14 protein-coding genes and 1 tRNA gene are annotated in these 16,559 nt (G+C 71.0%); 12 read left to right on the top strand and 3 right to left on the bottom strand.

What is annotated here, in order from left to right:
• Positions 1-13 precede the first annotated feature (13 nt).
• Positions 14-319 (top strand): type II toxin-antitoxin system Phd/YefM family antitoxin, encoded by a 306-nt coding sequence (locus tag ATL45_RS10520; protein ID WP_143121717.1) that lies wholly within the window; start codon positions 14-16, stop codon positions 317-319.
• Positions 316-594 carry a type II toxin-antitoxin system RelE family toxin gene (locus ATL45_RS10515; RefSeq protein ID WP_093156557.1) on the top strand — a complete coding sequence of 93 codons (279 nt, stop codon included), beginning with the start codon at positions 316-318 and terminating at the stop codon, positions 592-594. The genes ATL45_RS10520 and ATL45_RS10515 overlap by 4 nt, the downstream gene beginning before the upstream one ends.
• A gap of 75 nt (positions 595-669) precedes the next feature.
• Here the strand turns inward: ATL45_RS10515 and ATL45_RS10510 are convergent, their stop codons facing one another.
• Positions 670-1,656 (bottom strand): helix-turn-helix transcriptional regulator, encoded by a 987-nt coding sequence (locus ATL45_RS10510; protein ID WP_093156559.1) that lies wholly within the window; start codon positions 1,654-1,656, stop codon positions 670-672.
• Between the two features lie 89 nt (positions 1,657-1,745).
• Here ATL45_RS10510 and ATL45_RS10505 point away from each other — a divergent pair, with 89 nt between their 5' ends.
• Positions 1,746-2,981: an FAD-dependent oxidoreductase gene (locus tag ATL45_RS10505; RefSeq protein ID WP_211841209.1), complete on the top strand. Its 1,236-nt coding sequence runs from the start codon at positions 1,746-1,748 to the stop codon at positions 2,979-2,981.
• 220 nt (positions 2,982-3,201) lie between these two features.
• On the opposite strand, the gene ATL45_RS10500 is transcribed toward ATL45_RS10505, so the two are convergent.
• Positions 3,202-3,277, bottom strand: a tRNA-Thr gene (locus ATL45_RS10500).
• Positions 3,278-3,510: 233 nt separating this feature from the next.
• Between ATL45_RS10500 and ATL45_RS10495 the strand changes: the two genes are divergently transcribed.
• From ATL45_RS10495 to ATL45_RS10460, 8 genes are all read left to right on the top strand, one after another.
• A complete protein-coding gene (locus ATL45_RS10495) occupies positions 3,511-4,953 on the top strand; it encodes a threonine/serine exporter family protein (RefSeq protein WP_093156560.1) in 1,443 nt (480 codons plus the stop codon).
• A gap of 170 nt (positions 4,954-5,123) precedes the next feature.
• Positions 5,124-6,563 carry an alpha,alpha-trehalose-phosphate synthase (UDP-forming) gene (locus ATL45_RS10490; RefSeq protein WP_093156561.1) on the top strand — a complete coding sequence of 480 codons (1,440 nt, stop codon included), beginning with the start codon at positions 5,124-5,126 and terminating at the stop codon, positions 6,561-6,563.
• A 130-nt stretch (positions 6,564-6,693) separates the two neighbouring features.
• On the top strand, positions 6,694-9,243 hold the full coding sequence (otsB, locus tag ATL45_RS10485) for a trehalose-phosphatase (protein ID WP_246025266.1): 2,550 nt from the start codon (positions 6,694-6,696) through the stop codon (positions 9,241-9,243).
• A 311-nt stretch (positions 9,244-9,554) separates the two neighbouring features.
• A complete protein-coding gene (locus ATL45_RS10480) occupies positions 9,555-10,169 on the top strand; it encodes a DUF4178 domain-containing protein (protein ID WP_093156563.1) in 615 nt (204 codons plus the stop codon).
• Positions 10,170-10,173: 4 nt separating this feature from the next.
• Positions 10,174-10,611 (top strand): DUF4247 domain-containing protein, encoded by a 438-nt coding sequence (locus ATL45_RS10475; protein WP_093156564.1) that lies wholly within the window; start codon positions 10,174-10,176, stop codon positions 10,609-10,611.
• Positions 10,608-11,639, top strand: coding sequence for a hypothetical protein (locus tag ATL45_RS10470; RefSeq protein WP_093156566.1), 1,032 nt, complete (start codon positions 10,608-10,610; stop codon positions 11,637-11,639). The genes ATL45_RS10475 and ATL45_RS10470 overlap by 4 nt, the downstream gene beginning before the upstream one ends.
• Before the next feature lie 30 nt (positions 11,640-11,669).
• Positions 11,670-12,095 (top strand): DUF350 domain-containing protein, encoded by a 426-nt coding sequence (locus ATL45_RS10465; RefSeq protein WP_093156567.1) that lies wholly within the window; start codon positions 11,670-11,672, stop codon positions 12,093-12,095.
• On the top strand, positions 12,092-13,762 hold the full coding sequence (locus tag ATL45_RS10460) for a polyamine aminopropyltransferase (RefSeq protein ID WP_177242040.1): 1,671 nt from the start codon (positions 12,092-12,094) through the stop codon (positions 13,760-13,762). Before ATL45_RS10465 ends, ATL45_RS10460 begins: the two co-directional genes overlap by 4 nt.
• A 202-nt stretch (positions 13,763-13,964) precedes the next feature.
• Here ATL45_RS10460 and ATL45_RS10455 read toward each other — a convergent pair whose 3' ends face one another.
• Entirely contained in the window at positions 13,965-15,065 is a 1,101-nt protein-coding gene (locus ATL45_RS10455; protein ID WP_093156569.1) for a LacI family DNA-binding transcriptional regulator, read from the bottom strand.
• Positions 15,066-15,251: 186 nt separating this feature from the next.
• Here ATL45_RS10455 and ATL45_RS10450 point away from each other — a divergent pair, with 186 nt between their 5' ends.
• Positions 15,252-16,346, top strand: coding sequence for an ABC transporter ATP-binding protein (locus ATL45_RS10450; RefSeq protein ID WP_093156570.1), 1,095 nt, complete (start codon positions 15,252-15,254; stop codon positions 16,344-16,346).
• The last annotated feature ends 213 nt before the right edge of the window (positions 16,347-16,559 follow it).

The raw sequence follows: 16,559 nt of genomic DNA, 5'->3' as shown, positions 1-16,559 counted from the left end.
GAGGGAGCAGCCAGTGAGCGTGTGCGCCGATGCAGTGGACGAGGCGCTGTCGTCAGTGGGCGAAGCCTTGTCGTCGTGGGCGGATGCTGTTCGCAGAGCCGAGCACGGGGAGACAGTGCCGGTCGTCGCGCACGGCGAGCACGTCGCGGATGTGGTGCCATCGGGCGAGCTCGACCGACTGCGCGAGACGATCGAAGTGCTTTCCGACTCCGACCTCATCCGGGACCTGCGCGAGGGGCTCGCTGACGTGACCGCCGGGCGCACCGTATCCGCCGACCAGATGGCTGCCGATCTGCAAGCGAGGCGGGACAACGAGTGACTTGGCGCGGCAGCTACACGGTTGTCTACACCGCTGCTGCGCGTCGCCAGATGAACCGCTTGCCCTTGGCTGCGGCCATGGCCATGCACGACCATCTGACCGGCCCGGTCGCCGACAATCCCCACCGCCTTGGGAAACGCTTGGACGTGCCGTTCGACGGCCTGTGCAGCACGCGCCGCGGTGAGTACCGAGCTCTTTACTCGATCGATGACGGCCGGATCACGGTTACCGTCGTGACTGTCGCCCACCGCCGGGACGCGTACCGGCCGTCCTAGATCCGCAGGCCCGGGGCCATGCCGGATCGTTCGTCGCCTTGTGCTCAGCGATCGATCGTTGATCGGAGGCGTGAGTCATTCGCGGGGGATTGCCGCGTAGCGGTGGGCGAGCTTTCGGCAGGCGTTGATGAGTTCGGGTGGGTGCAGGTCGGTCAGGTGGGCGTCGAAGGTGGCCAGGATTCCGGCGATTCCCGCCCACGACCAGGCACCGAGGGTGAGGCGGCAGTGATCGGCGTCGAGGTGTTCGACGACGGAGCCACCGGGTGCCCAGCGGGCCACGACGCGGGCGGGCAGGCGTAGCCGCGCACTTCCGGTGCAGGGCCAGGGGGCGAGGACGTCGCCGCGGTCGTGGCTGCTCATGACGAAGTGGGCGAGGTCGCCGCCGGGCACGTCGCGGTGGCCGAAGCGCGAGGTCGTGTGGCGCGGGTGCAGCCGGTCCACGCGGTGTACCCGCCACTGCTGGTCGTCGAGGTCGTAGGCGACGAGGTACCACCGGGCCGCCCACACCACGAGGTGGTGCGGTTCGAGGTCGGCAGCGGCGAAGTCGTCGTCCTCGGGAGCGGGCCGCGTTCCATCGGGGCGCAGGAGTTCGGTGACCAGCACGCGGCGGTGCCGCACGGCGCTGCCGACGGCGCTCAGCGCGGCGGGATCGATCGGTGGCGCGGGGAACTCCCAGTAGTTCTGCAGCTGGGTCAGGCGCAGGGATTCCATTGCGGCGCGCAGTGTTTCGGGCATGGCCTGCTGCACTGCGGCCAGTGCCCGGGCGGTGTCGTCCTGCAGGCCGAACACGGTGCTGGGCGCGGTTTGCAGAGCCACCGCGATCGCCAGCGCCTGGTCGTGGTCGAACAGCAGCGGCAAGGTGTGCCCGGTGCCGAGCCGGTAGCCGCCGTCCGGGCCGCGAACGGTCGTGATCGGGTAGCCGAGCTCCCGCAGGGTGTCCAGGTCGCGGCGGACCGTGCGCTCGCTGACCTCGAGCCGGGCCGCGAGGTCGCGCAGCGACCACTGGCGGCGCGATCCCAGCAGGGACAACAGCCGCAACGCCCGGTGCGAGGTGCTCGCCATCGATCCATCCTGGCACCAGTACTGGCCATTCGGCGTCCACTACCGGTGTCACCGTCGAGGACAAGTGATCACTCGGCAGTGGAGGTTGGATGAGCATGCGCGTCGCCGTGGTCGGGGGCGGGATCGGCGGGCTCGCGCTGGGCGCCGGGCTGCGCCGCAGCGGGTACGAGGTGGCGGTGTTCGACCGCGACACCGACGTCGCCGCGACCGGCGGTTACCACATCACGCTCGACCAGCGGGCGCAGTCGGCGCTGGCGCGGCTGGTGGAGCCGGAGACCGTGCGGCGGCTGCTGGCGTCCGGATCGGCGCTGCGGTTGCGGGAGCGGGACGCGTTCTGGGACCGCCGCGGCCGACTGCTCGGGCACGGCCCGGATCTGTCCGGGAGCGCGAGCATCGACGTCGACCGCATCACGCTGCGCACGCTGCTGGCCGAAGCCGTCGGCGAGGACCTGCACCTCGGGCGGGACGTGTCGAGCGTCGATCAGCAGGGGGAACCGAGGGTCATGTTCGCGGACGGCACGTCGGTCACCGCGGACCTGGTGGTCGGGGCCGACGGCGCCCACTCGCTCGTCGCACGGCACCTGGCTGCGGGCCCGACCAACCGCCCGGCGGGCATCATCGGGTTCTCCGGGCGAACCGGGCGCACCGACCTCAGCGCCGTCGAGCAGCAGCGCCTTGGCCTCCGCTCGTCGATGGCGGTCGGCCCGCGCGGCGCCGCGCTCTACATCGGATTCCTGGACCCGGTCGGCAACGCCGCTCTCGACGCCCCCGAGCTGCGGATGTCGGTCACCACCGGCCCGACCTACATCTGGGGCGCGATGTTCCCCGAATCCGCCGGGACGGACGCCCTGCGAGAGCTGAGCGGCACCCGGTTGCAGACCGCGTTGCTGGACGGCTTCCGCGCCCGAGGATGGGCCGAGCACGCGCTGGAGGTCATCGCTCGCGCCGATCCGGCGAGCGTGGCGGCGTTCCGCTTCAACGCCGCCTCGACCCGGGCCGGTGACCTCGCGCCGTGGAAGGCGGGCCGCATCACGGCTCTCGGCGACGCCGTCCACGCCACCCCGCCCACGGCAGGCATGGGCGCCGGTGCGGCGATCCGCGACGCCGCCGACCTGCTCGACCACCTCAACACCGCCACCGACGACACCACGCTCACCGGCGCGATCGCCCGATTCGAAACCGGAATGCGCCAGCGCGGCGCCGAAGTGCTCACCCTGGCGATGAAAACGGTCCGCCTGATCCTGGCCACCGACACCACCCTCGGAGCCGCGGCCACGACGATGGCCGCCCCGATCCTCGCCGCAGCCACCCGCCTCCGGCGATAGGCGTTAGGAGGCGGAACGGGCTCGGTTCAGCCCGGTGGCGATTTCGCGCGAAATCGATGTTCGCCAGGCGTGGAAGATGCCGATTTCGCGCGAAATCGCGGAGCCGAGGACGACTGATCGCCGAAACAGCAGCGCCCCGCTCGACGTGATCGGGCGGGGCGTTTTGTGCTGGAGCTGACAGGCCGTGCGGGATTCGTCAAAACGCCTGGTCAGGTACCTTTGGAGCCGCTGAGGGGACTCGAACCCCTGACCGTCCGCTTACAAGGCGGGCGCTCTACCAACTGAGCTACAGCGGCGCGCACGTCGTGTGGTGCGGGGACATCGTAAGCATCCGCTCGCTCAGGTTGGGAAGCGGCTTGGCCACATCTGGCGCACCATCGCTTCGGCCGCTGGTGACGGGCGCGGCCGGACAGTGATGGACGCCACGGATTTCAGGTGCAACGGTCAGGTCATGACAGGCGATGCCCGAGGGGAAGATCAGGCACGGCGATCCGCCCGCAAGGCTGGGCGGCAGGAGGGAAGAGCAGCATTGGGAATCACGCAGCGCGCCCGGGGTGTGCTGCGGCGGCGCGACCCGGAGGCCACCATCCCGCCCGGGGTTCGCAACGTCGTCCACGGGCCGGCCCTTCCCGACGAGTCCACCGTCCACCTCGTGCTCGACCTCGGCCTGCGCATCGGTGAGGTGCAGATGGCCAGCGGCGCCGGTGCCTCCGACGTGACCGCGACGATCATCGCCGTCGTCAACGCCTACGGTCTGCCGCACTGCGAGGTCGACGTGATCTACACGTCGATCACCGTCTCCTGCTACCGGGGGACCGAGGTTCCGCCGATCACCTCGCTGCGGGTGGTGCGCAACCGCTCCATCGACTACACCCGGCTCGCCGACGTCGAGGACCTGCTGCGCAAGATCATCGCCCAGGAGCTCTCCGCCGCCGAGGCCTACGCCGAGCTCGACAAGATCACCACCGCGCCGCACCCGTTCCCGCGCTGGGTGGCCACCGTGTCCTGGGCGGGCATGGCGGCTTCGCTGGCGGTGCTGCTCGGCGGCGGTGGCGGCGGCGTCATGCTGCCGGTGACCGCTGCTCTCGCGACCGCGCTGATCGACCGGATCGGGCGGTTGCTGAACAAGCGGGCCCTGCCGTTCTTCTTCCAGCAGGCCGTCGGCGGTGCCGTCGCCACCAGCGTCGCGGTGACCTTCTACGCCCTCGGCTGGCTGGACAACCCGCAGCTGGCGGTGGCCGCGAGCATCATCGTGCTGCTGTCCGGGATGACCGTGGTCGGTTCGATGCAGGACGCGATCACCGGCTACAACGTGACCGCCGCGGGCCGGATGGCCGAGCTCGCGCTGATGTCGGCCGGGCTGATCGCCGGCGTGGTGCTGTCGCTCTACGTCGGCGTGCGCATCGGCGGCGACACGATGGCCGGGCTCGACGCCACCGCCCTCGGGCGCGCTCAAGTGCTCGCCCCGGCGCTGTCGCTGTCGCTGCAGGTGCTCGCGGGGGCGTCGACCTCGGCGTGCTTCGCGCTGGCCAGCTACGCGCCGCCGCGGCCGCTGCTGGTCGCCGGGATCGGCGGTGCCGTCGCCGCCGGGATGCACGCGGTGCTGACGCTGGCCGACGTGCACACCGTGCTGGCCGGGGCGATCGCGACCACCGTGGTCGGTTTCATCGGCGGGATCATCGCGCGCCGGCTGCGGATCCCGTCGCTGGTGATCGCGGTTTCCGGCGTCGCGCCGCTGCTGCCCGGTCTGGCGACCTACCGCGGCCTGTACGAGCTGTCCGTGCTCGGCAGCCCGAGCGGGGCGACCACGCTGATGCTCGCCGCGGCCATCGGTCTCGCGCTCGGCGCGGGCGTGGTGCTCGGCGAGTACCTCGCGCAGCCGGTGCGCACCAGGCTCGGCAGGCTGGAGCGCCGGTTCTCCGGGCCCCGGCTGTCCGGGCCGCTGCGTCCGACCAGGCGTCGGCTGGACTAGGGCTGTGAGCGTTTTTGGTTGTGCTGGCAACCAGAAACGCTCCGAGAGGACTCTTCGTTGCCCGGAAGGGGGCAAGGCGCGCGGTGCGGGTTGGCCCGCTCGCAGCACGCCGGGTCTGGCTGGATTAGCTAGCCTCGCGACAGGTAGTTGACACGGCGGGAGGAATACCGGTGAGCAAGGGCAGCACGCCCGACCGAGCGGACTTCGTCGTGGTCGCCAACCGGCTACCGGTCGATCTGGAGCGCCTCGACGACGGCACCGAGCGTTGGAAGCACAGTCCGGGCGGGTTGGTCACCGCGCTCGAACCGTTCCTGCGCGCTCGGCGCGGGGCGTGGGTCGGCTGGCCCGGGGTGGCCGACATCGAGGTCGAACCCTTCTCCGACGACGGCCTGCAGCTGCACCCGGTGCCGCTGTCGGCCGCCGAGTTCGCCGAGTACTACGAGGGTTTCTCGAACGCCACGCTGTGGCCGCTCTACCACGACGTGGTGGTGCCACCGGTGTTCGACCGCTCCTGGTGGCACGCCTACCAGCGGGTCAACCAGCGCTTCGCGGAGGCCGCCGCGAAGGTGAGCGCCGAGGGCGCGACGGTGTGGGTGCAGGACTACCAGCTGCAGCTGGTGCCCGCGATGCTGCGGGAGCTGCGGCCCGACCTGCGCATCGGGTTCTTCCTGCACATCCCGTTCCCGCCCGTCGAGCTGTTCATGCAGCTGCCGTGGCGGACCGAGATAGTGCGCGGCCTGCTGGGCGCCGACCTGGTCGGCTTCCACCGGCCCGGCGGGGCGCAGAACTTCCTGTGGCTGGCCCGCAGGCTGGCCGGTTTCGAGCCCAGCCGCGGCCAGGTCGGCGTGCGTTCCCGGCCGGGCGTGGTGCAGGTCGGCGACCGGACGGTGCGGGTGGGCGCGTTCCCGATCTCCATCGCCTCCGCCGAGCTCGACCGGCTGGCGCGCACCAAGGAGATCCAGCAGCGCGTCAAGGCGCTGCGCGCGGAACTCGGCAACCCGCGCAAGATCATGCTCGGCGTCGACCGCCTCGACTACACCAAGGGCATCGACGTGCGGCTGCACGCGATGCACGAGCTGCTGGCCGAGGGCCAGATCAAGGCCGAGGACGTGACGATGATCCAGATCGCCACGCCGAGCCGGGAGCGCGTCGAGCACTACAAGCAGATGCGCGAGGACATCGAGCGCGAGGTCGGGCGGATCAACGGCGAGTTCGGCCGCGTCGGCCACCCCGCGGTGCACTACCTGCACACCTCGGTGGACCGCAAGGACCTGGTCGCCTTCTACTGCGCCGCCGACGTCATGGTCGTGACGCCGGTGCGCGACGGCATGAACCTGGTCTGCAAGGAGTACGTGGCCTGCCGGTACGACCTGGGCGGCGCGCTGGTGCTCAGCGAGTTCGCCGGGGCCGCCGCCGAGCTCACCAGCGCGTTCCTGGTCAACCCGCACAACCTCGACGGTGTCAAGGACGCGCTGCTCGCCGCCCTCGACATCGATGAGGCCGAAGGACGCCGTAGGATGCGCGCACTGCGTAGGCAGGTGCTCACGCACGATGTCGACCGCTGGGCGCGGTCGTTCCTCGAGGCTCTGGGCACGCCTGCTGCGGAATAGCTGCGAGTAACTGGTCCGCAACACGGACAGCCAGGCGTCAGCGATACTGGTTGGAACCGGCCGGTCACCATCGATGGCCGCAACCGGATCGATCAACCTCAGACTTGACCACGCCCCCCTGATGAGGAGTATGGCGTTGACCGCCGAAGCCCTGCCTGCGGAGCTGCGCCGCGAGATCGTGCAGCTCGCGCGGACACCCCGACTTCTGGTCGCCTGTGACTACGACGGCACCCTGGCACCCATCGTGGCCGACCCCACCCAGGCGAAACCGCTGCCGGAGTCGGTGCACGCCCTGCGTTCGCTGGCCGCTCTGCCCGCCACCACCACCGCCGTGATCTCCGGCCGGGCGCTGCGCGACCTGGCCACCCTGTCCCGCCTGCCCGCCGAGGTCTACCTGGTCGGCAGCCACGGTTCGGAGTTCGACGTCGGCTTCGTGCACGAGCTCGAACCTGAGGCCACCCAGCTGCGCACCGAGCTTCAGATCGGCCTGCAGGACATCGTGCGCGGCAAGGACGGCGTGACGCTGGAGGCCAAGCCGGCCAGCGTCGCGGTGCACGTCCGCCGCGCCGAACCCGACGTCGCCGGCGAAGTGCTGGAGACCGTCCGCACCGGTCCCGCCAAGTGGGACGGCGTGCAGGTGACCGAGGGCAAGGAGGTCATCGAGCTCGCCGTGGTGCAGACCGACAAGGGCAACGCGCTGGACACCCTGCGCCACCAGGTCGGTGCCACCGCCGCGGTGTTCCTCGGCGACGACGTCACCGACGAGAAGGCCTTCGCCCGCCTGCACGGCCCCGACCTGGGCATCAAGATCGGCGACGGGGAGACCCTGGCCGGTTACCGGATCGGCGATGCCGCCGACGTCGCCACCGTGCTGGCGTTCCTGATGGAGGAGCGGCGGACCTGGCTCTACGGCGAGCAGGCCCCGCCGATCGAGCGGCTGACGATGCTGTCCAACGAGCGCACCGTCGGCCTGCTGACCCCGGACGCGCGGCTGACCTGGATGTGCCACCCCGGTCCGGACTCGGCGGCGGTGTTCGCCGACCTGCTGGGCGGCCCCGGCGCGGGCCACTTCAGCATCCGCCCGCACGGCGGCAACGGCACCCAGCGCAGCCCGCTGCCGCTGGGCCAGCGCTACGTGCCGAACACGATGACCGTGGAGACCCGCTGGTCGCGGCTGCTGGTCACCGACTACCTGGCGCACGGCACCGACAGCCACCGCACCGACCTGATCCGGGTGATCAGCGGCAGCACCGCCGCCGAGGTGGAGTTCGCGCCGCGCCCCGAGTTCGGCCAGGTGCCGGTGCGGCTGACCGCCGAGGCGGGCGGCCTGCGGGTGCAGGGCACCGCCGAGCCGATGGTGCTGTACTCGCCGGGCGTGCAGTGGGAGATCAGCTCCGACGGCATGCACGAGTCGGCGCACGCGGTGCTGGAGCTGTCCGACGGCGAGCCGGTCGTGCTGGAGCTGCGCTGCGGCTCCGACGACCTGTCCCCGGCGCGGCCGGAGCCCGAGCGGCGCGACGAGGCCGACCGGTACTGGTCGGACTGGATGAAGACGCTGTCGCTGCCCGAGGTGGAGCACGACCTGGTCGCCCGCTCGGCGCTGACCCTGCGCGGCCTGTGCAACACCGACACCGGCGGCATCATGGCCGCCGCCACCACCTCGCTGCCCGAGGAGATCGGCGGCGTGCGCAACTGGGACTACCGGTACTGCTGGCTGCGCGACGGCGCCATGACCGCGCAGGCGCTGGTGACGCTCGGCTCCACCGACGAGGCCGAAGCGTTCCTGGACTGGCTGCACCGCGTCCTCGAGACGCTGCCCGGCCCGGAGCGGCTGCACCCGCTGTACACGCTGGCGGGCACCAGCCTCGGCCCGGAGGCCGTGATCGACAGCCTGCCCGGCTACGCCGGCTCCCGGCCGGTCCGCGTCGGCAACCTCGCCGACCAGCAGGTGCAGCTGGACGTCTTCGGCCCGGTGGTGGAGCTGGTCGCGCACCTGGCGCAGGCCACCGGCCGGGTCCGCGACGTCGACTGGCAGCTGGTCACGGCGATGGCCTCGGCCGTCTCGCAGCGCTGGTTCGAGCCGGACCACGGCATCTGGGAAGAGCGCGACGTGCCGCGCCACCACGTGTACTCGAAGGTCATGTGCTGGGTGACGCTGGACCGCGCGGTCAAGATCGCCGAGGCCTACGGCCGCGAGGCCGACCCGTCCTGGGTGCCGCTGCGCGACCAGATCTCGCAGGACGTGGTGAAGAACGGCTGGCACCCGGACGTGCAGGCCTTCACCACCGCCTACGAGGGCTCGGACCTGGACGCCGCGTCGCTGCACGTCGGCCTGTCCGGGCTGATCGACCCGTCGGACGAGCGGTTCCAGGCGACCGTCACCGCGATCGAGGCGGAGCTGCGCAGCGGCTCCACCGTGTACCGCTACCGCCGCGACGACGGGCTGCCCGGTGACGAGGGCGGCTTCCACCTCTGCGCGGCGTGGCTGATCGAGTCGTACCTGCTGATCGGCCGCCGCACCGAGGCGGAGGAGCTGTTCCAGCAGATCGTGGACACGGCGGGCCCGACCGGCCTGCTGTCCGAGGAGTACGACCCGATCGCGGAGCGCTCGCTGGGCAACCACCCGCAGGCCTACTCCCACCTGGGCCTGATCCGCTGCGCCCAGCTCCTCTCGGCCTGACCGGCTCGGCGCGAGGGGCACCCCACCGGGGTGCCCCTCGCTTCGTTCCTGCGCAACTTCAATGGAAATCAGGTCCACGATTTCAATGGAAGTTGCACGCCTCGTCGGCGTGTCGTCCCCCGACACGCCGACGGTGCGTCGGGATCCACGCGATTTCAATGGAAATCAGACGTCCGATTTCCATTGAAATCGCGCAGGGCGCGTGACCGGCGTCGGGGACGCTGGTCACGATTTGGGTGGATCGTGTCATCCAGTCGGCGGCTCGCTAATACGCTCTGTGCCGGACACTCGCGCTAGGGAAGGGCTGACGGGTGAACGGTCTCGTCACGGCGTTGATCATCGTCGTCATCGTGCTGATCATCGTCGCGGTGGTCGCTGTGGTCATGGGGATGCGCGCCAAGCGCGCGGCTTCGGAACCGCAGCCGCAGCCGCCCGCTGATCCGTTCCACACCGGCGATCAGGACTCGCTGCGCGGCGACCCGCGCGCGCTCAAGGCGGGTGACATCGTCGAGGTGCGTGGTCGGTCGTTCACCGTGCGCGGCACGCTGCGCCTGTCCGAGGGCGGCTGGACCTGGTCGGAGCACCTGCTCGACGACGCCAAGGGCACCCAGGTGTGGCTGGCCGTCGAGGAGGACCCGGACCTGATCCTCTCGCTGTGGACGCCGGTGGACGACGCCGGTGAGCCGGGCCCGAAGACCATCACCTTCGGCGGCCGCACCTACCACTCCGAGGAGTCCGGCGGCGCGGAGTTCCGCAGCGAGGCCACCACCGGGCTGGCCGAGAGCGGCACCGTGCGCTACCACGACTACGAGTCGTCGGACGGCGCGCTGCTCGGCTTCGAGTCCTACGGCGGCGCGGACTGGGAAGCCAGCACCGGCGAGGCGCTCAGCCGCTACGACGTGCTCATCTACCCCACCGCGAGCTGACCCCGTGAAACCCAAGTTCTGGTTCGTCATCGCCGGCGCCGCGGCAGTGCTCGCGCTGATCGTCGGCCTGGTCACGGCGTTCTCCACCGGCAGCGGCCCGCGCGGCTACGTCGCGAACAACTACACCCGCGCGGCGCATCTTGATCTCAGCGGCGACTCCGACAACCGCGCTTACACCAGCCCGCTGCCGCCGAGCACGGTCGCGTTCCAGATCAGCTCGAAGTGGAAGCCGCAGTCGCAGTACAACGACGCCTCGGGCATCTACCTGCGGTACTCGCGCGACGCGGTGGTGATCAAGCCGCAGGCGCAGGGCTCGGTGATCCACGTGATGGACGTCGACCACGCCTACCGCCGCTACCACACCCACGTCGGCGGCGTCTGGGGCTGGACCAGCGCGCACGGTGAGAGCTTCCGCGGCAGAGGGCCGGGAGCGGGCAAATGACGAACACCGCGAGGCCTCAGCGCCGGGTCGGCGTCGCCGTGGTCGTGGTGGTCTTCTTCGCCGCGGTCGGCATCATCGGCGCCCTCGTCGGCGCGTTCGGCGGCGACGCCGCGCAGACGGAGTTCACCTCCGACGACACCTCCCTCTACACCGAGGGCAGCACCTACCGCAGCGCGCTGACCCAGGGGTTCAGCACCACCGATGCCCAGCAGCTCTCGGAGGCGCTGGCCGAGGCCGAGAAGCTGCACGGGATCTGCTTCGGCTGGAAGCTCGTCGACGGGTCGACCGGACGCGTCGAGCAGTCTTCCGGGCACAACGACCAGGGCTCCAGCCGGGGCGTGCTCGTCCCGGCCGACACCTGCCCGCGCTGGGCCGAGGTGGAGGTGGTCGTCGCGGCGGGTGCCAGCGACGACGAACCGGACGTCGCCGACGTGACGGTGCGGGCCTCGCCGGACCTGGAACCGCTGCCGCAGCTGGCGGACTTCGTGAACCTGGGCGTCACCGCGGACTCGCTGGTCGCGGAGCCGGTGTCGGTCACCGGTCAGGCGGCGCTGGGACTTCCGCTGCTGCTGGTGGAGAGCGGTGCGCTGTCCGCGCCGCAGGTGCCGGACCAGGAACCGGGTGGTGCACCGGCGAAACCGCTGCCGCCGGGTGACGGTTCCGGCTCCAGCTGGGTGACCTGGGCGTGGCTCGGCGGACTGGGCGTCGTCGCGGCGGTGGCGCTGGTCCTCGGCTTCGCCGCCCGGGCCAAGCAGAAGTCCACATCGGACGGAGGCCCGCCGCCGGGGCCGCCGCAGCGGGGACCGCACCCACCCGGACCGCCGCAGCCCGGGCCGTCGCTGTTCCAGCCAGGAGGCCCGCCGCCCGGCCCCGGCCCGAACCCGCAGGCACCGCCGCCCGGCCCGAACCCGCAGGCACCGCCGCCCGGCCCGAACCCGCAGGCACCGCCGCCCGGCCCGAACCCGCAGGCACCGCCGCCCGGTCAGGGTCGGCCGCACCCGCCCTGGCCGCAACAACCCGGCCGCTGACCCCGTTCACGACACGAGAAGGACTTCACCTTGCTCCAGCAACTGCTCCACGGCTTGCTCGCCGCGGTCGCCTACGGGGTGATCGGCGTGGCGATGATGGCGCTCGGCTACGTGCTCGTCGACCTGGCCACCCCGGGCAGGCTGCGCGACCTGATCTGGGTGCAGCGCAACCCCAACGCGGCGCTGCTGCTGGTCTCCGGTCTGCTCGGCGTCGGGGTCATCCTGACCACGGCGATCGCGGCCAGCTCCGACGACCTGGTCGCCGGGCTGATCGGCACCCTCGCCTACGGCATCCTCGGGCTGATCCTGATGAGCCTGTCGTTCCTGCTGATCGACCTGATCACGCCCGGCAAGCTCGGCGAGGAGCTGGCCACCCCGAACCTGCACCCGGCCACCTGGGTGTCGGCCGGTGCGCACCTGGTGATCGCGGTGATCATCGCCGCGGCGATCTGGTGACCGCGACCGACACCGAACCGGACACCGCCACCAGCAGACCGCGCAGCCGGCTCGCCCGGACCGCCGTGCTGGTGGCGGTGTTCGTCTGTGCGGCCTGCGGTCTCGTCTACGAGCTCGCGCTGGTCGCGCTGGGCAGCTACCTGATCGGCGACACCGTCGGCCAGGCGTCGATCGTGCTGTCGCTGATGGTCTTCGCGATGGGTGTCGGCGCGCTGGCCGCGAAGCCCCTGCAGCGCTGGGCGGCCGAGGCGTTCGCCGCCATCGAACTGCTGCTGGCCCTGCTGGGCGGGCTCAGCGTGCTGCTGCTCTACGCGGCCTTCGCGTGGCTAAGCCTGTACACCCCGGCGCTGATCGCGACCGCGCTGGTGCTGGGCGTGCTCATCGGCGCGGAGATCCCGCTGCTGATGGTGCTGCTGCAGCGGATCCGGCGGCAGGACGCCGGATCGGCGGTCGCGGACCTGTTCGCCGCCGACTACGTCGGTGGGCTGGTCGGCGGCCTGGCGTTCCCGTTCCTCCTGCTGCCGCTGTTCGGGCAGGTGCAGGGCGCGCTGGTGGTCGGCCTGGTGAACGCGGCGGCCGGGATCGGGCTGGTGCTGACGGTGTTCCGCCGCGAGCTGTCCAAGCGCGCCGTGCTGGTGCTGACCGGCATCTCGGTGCTGGTCGGCGGGCTGCTGGTGAGCGCTTACGTGTTCGCCGACGATTTCGAGATCACCGCGCGGCAGGCGCTGTACGCCGATCCCGTGGTGCACGCCGAGCGCACGCCCTACCAGGAGGTCGTGCTCACCGAGTCGGTGTCGCTCAAGGGCACTTCCGACACCCGCATGTACCTCAACGGCGATCTGCAGTTCAGCTCGGCGGACGAGTACCGGTACCACGAGGCGATGGTGCACCCGGCGATGGCGGGCCCCCGCGGTCGCATCCTGGTGCTGGGCGGCGGGGACGGCATGGTGCTGCGGGAAGTGCTGCGCTACCCGGACGTCCGCGAGGCCACGCTGGTGGAGCTGGACCCGGCCGTGCTGGAGCTCGCCCGCACCGATCCCCGGGTGTCCGCCCTGAACGGACACGCCTTCGACGACCCGCGGGTGCGCACGATCGCCTCGGACGCCTTCACCTGGCTGCGCGAGAACCGCGACCGCTACGACGTGGTGCTGGTCGACATGCCCGACGCGGACTCCACGGCCACCGCGAAGCTGTACTCGACGGAGTTCTACGGCCTGGTCCGCCACGCGATGACCGACGACGCGCGCGCGGTGGTGCAGGCGGGCTCGCCGTTCTTCGCGCCGAAGGCGTTCTGGTGCATCGAGGCGTCCATGCGCGCGGCGAACCTGAGCACCGCGCCGTACGCGGTGACGGTGCCGAGCTTCGGCGAATGGGGCTTCCACATCGCCTCGGCGGCTCAAGGAGCCGCAAGTTCAATTGAAATCGAACGTCCGACTTCAATTGAAATTGCGGATTCCGAGGGAGTGCGCAGCCCGCTGGCCTCGCCGGGAGCCCCGGAACTGCGACTGCCCGCCGACGTCCCGCCGCTGCGCTCCCTGGACGAACCGACCCTGCGGGCCGCGGCGACGTTCCCGCCGGACCGCACCCGCATCCCCGGCATGGAGCCGTCGACCCTCATGCACCCGACGATCCTCCAGCACGCCCAGGGCGAGTGGGAGAACTACTGATCCCCAGGCCGGGCGCGAGCCCCGGCCGGGCGCGCGAGTTCCGGGCAGGGGCGAGCTCCGTCCGGGCGTGGTGACGCAATTTCAATGGAAATCAGACGTCTGATTTCCATTGAAATTGCATCGGGTTTCGGCGTGTCGGGCACCGACACGCCGAAGGGTCACGGCATCAGGTGACGTCGCGGGTCACGGGTGACACCGCGGATCACGGGCCGAACCAGCGCTCCTCGGCGGAGCGGGGCGGGGCCGAGGTGGATCCGGTGATCAGCTGGGTCTCCAGCTGGATGTGGCGCGGCCGGCCCGGCTCGCTGGCCTCCAGCAGCAGGCGGCCTGCCGCCCGGCCCTTCTCCAGCCACGGCTGGCGAACCGTGGTCAGGCCCGCGCGCTCCGCGTCCGGGATGCCGTCGAAGCCGGTGATCGTCAGGTCCTCCGGCACCCGCAGGCCGCGGTTGCGGGCCTCGCTGAGCGCGCCCAGCGCCAGGATGTCCGAGGTGCACACGATCGCGGTGATGTCCGGGTCGATCTCCAGCAGCTGGGCCGCCGCCGACGCGCCGGAGGCCGTGGTGTGGTCGAAGCGCTCCACCACCGGGATCGTCGTCCAGTCCACGCCGGCCTCGCTGAAGACCTCGGCCAGCGCGGTCAGCCGCAGCTTCTGCACGTGGAAGCTGGCGTTCGCCTGCCGCTGCACGGAGGCGGGACCGTCGTTGCGGCCGCGAGCCAGGCGCATGCACAGCACGCCGATGCGGCGGTGGCCGAGCCCGATCAGGTGGTCGGCGACGCTCTTGATGGCCTTGCGGTCGTCCGGGCCGACCCAGTCCACGTTGTCCAGCCGCGGCTGGTCGCAGACCACCACCGGCACCGGGCGCTCGAGCACGGCGGCCAGGTGCGGGTCGTCCTCGGGGACGGAGTAGACGACGAAGCCGTCCACCCCGGCGCGGTGCACCGCGGCGACGTCCTCGCGCTCCGGGCTCGCCGGGATGAGGGTCAGGCCCTGACCGGCGTCCTCGCAGGCCAGCGCCAGCCCTTCGAGGAAGCCCACGGCGCCTGGATCGCGGAACGCGTAGGAGAGGTTCTCGGTGAGCAGCAGGCCGACGGCACCCGCCTTCCGGGTGCGCAGCGACCGCGCCACCGGGTCCGGACCGGGGTAGCCGAGCCGGCGAGCCGTCTCCAGGACCCGCTTGCGCAGCTCGGGGGAGAGCTGGTCAGGACGGTTGTACGCATTCGAAACCGTGGTCCTGGAGACCCCGAGTTCTGCAGCGAGCGAGGCGAGCGTCGCAGGCCGCCGGGCATTCGTTGACCGCGCCATGGAGGAACCGTAACGGTTCAGTACCCCTCGGTGAAGTGAGCATGATGCATATCCCACTCATGTTCGAGTGGTGAACACGGAGCGACTCTGCGTGATTACGTAGCGAGTTGGTTCATTCGAGGGGATGACCTTTGGTGTTGTAGCGGTTACCGTTTCGGGACCGGTTCAGTGAAAGGTGCGTCACACATGGCTGAGGTTGCATACGTCAACGCGTCGCGGGTGTACCAGGGGAATCCGCCGGTTCGCGCTGTTGACCAGCTGGAACTGGACATTGCGGACGGGGAGTTCCTGGTGCTGGTCGGCCCGTCGGGGTCGGGCAAGTCGACGGCGCTGCGGATGCTCGCCGGCCTGGAGGACGTCGACGAGGGTGGCATCACGATCGGCGGAACCGATGTCACCCACACGCCGCCGAAGAACCGGGACATCGCGATGGTGTTCCAGTCCTACGCGCTCTACCCGCACATGACCGTGGCCGAGAACATGGGCTTCGCGCTCAAGCTCCGCAAGACGCCCAAGGACGTCATCAAGGACAAGGTCACCGAGGCCGCCCGGATGCTGGACCTGGAGAAGTACCTGGACCGCAAGCCCAAGGCGCTCTCCGGTGGTCAGCGGCAGCGGGTGGCGATGGGGCGCGCGATCGTCCGCGAGCCCAGCGTGTTCCTGATGGACGAGCCGCTGTCGAACCTCGACGCCAAGCTGCGCGTGGAGACCCGCGCGAACATCGCCGCGCTGCAGAAGCGGCTGGGCACCACGACCATCTACGTCACCCACGACCAGGTCGAGGCGATGACGATGGGGCACCGGGTCGCGGTGCTCAAGGACGGCCTGCTGCAGCAGTGCGCCAGCCCGCGCGAGCTGTACGAGAACCCGGCGAACGCGTTCGTGGCCGGCTTCATCGGCTCGCCGGCGATGAACCTCAAGACGGTGCCGCTGACCAGCGAGGGCGCGGTGCTCGACGGCACCACGATCCCGCTGTCGCGCGACGTGCTGGCCGCCGCCGACGGCCTCAAGGAGGTCACCTTCGGCGTGCGCCCGGAGGCGCTGTCGCTGGTCTCCAGCGAGGACGACGGCCTGGACATGACCGTGGAGCTCGTCGAGGAGCTCGGTGCGGACGCGCTGATCCACGGCGCCATCGACATCAACGGCTCGCAGGAGCGCTTCGTGGTCCGCGCCGACGGCCGCACGCCGCCGGCTCTGGGGCAGCACGTCAAGGTGGCCCTGCGCGACAGCACCGAGGTGCACCTGTTCCACCCGGAGACCGGCCTCCGCCTGACCGCCTGACCTGCCGGAAGGTCTTCCCGGTTGTTCAGCGGTGGGTGCTGCCGTGAGCGCTTTGGGGTGCCATGACGCCCCGAAGCACTCACGGGCCACCCGCCCGACCGGTGCCTGCTCCTGAGCGCTCCGACGCCCCCGCTCCCGGCGGGGGCGTCTTCGCGTTTCGTGGGGAATAACCCACTCGGTGGAGTGTTGTGAATCGACGTGCTTAGACTGTAG

It is taken from the genome of Saccharopolyspora antimicrobica, from assembly GCF_003635025.1.
Lineage (GTDB): Bacteria > Actinomycetota > Actinomycetes > Mycobacteriales > Pseudonocardiaceae > Saccharopolyspora > Saccharopolyspora antimicrobica.
This window is presented reverse-complemented; position numbering and strand designations above follow the sequence as displayed.

Coding starts and splice junctions, on each gene's coding strand:
- ATL45_RS10510 (WP_093156559.1), bottom strand. CDS start 1,656: ATGGCGAGCACCTCGCACCGGGCGTTGCGGCTGTTGTCCCTGCTGGGA.
- ATL45_RS10505 (WP_211841209.1), top strand. CDS start 1,746: ATGAGCATGCGCGTCGCCGTGGTCGGGGGCGGGATCGGCGGGCTCGCG.
- otsB (WP_246025266.1), top strand. CDS start 6,694: ATGGCGTTGACCGCCGAAGCCCTGCCTGCGGAGCTGCGCCGCGAGATC.
- ATL45_RS10470 (WP_093156566.1), top strand. CDS start 10,608: ATGACGAACACCGCGAGGCCTCAGCGCCGGGTCGGCGTCGCCGTGGTC.
- ATL45_RS10455 (WP_093156569.1), bottom strand. CDS start 15,065: ATGGCGCGGTCAACGAATGCCCGGCGGCCTGCGACGCTCGCCTCGCTC.
- ATL45_RS10450 (WP_093156570.1), top strand. CDS start 15,252: ATGGCTGAGGTTGCATACGTCAACGCGTCGCGGGTGTACCAGGGGAAT.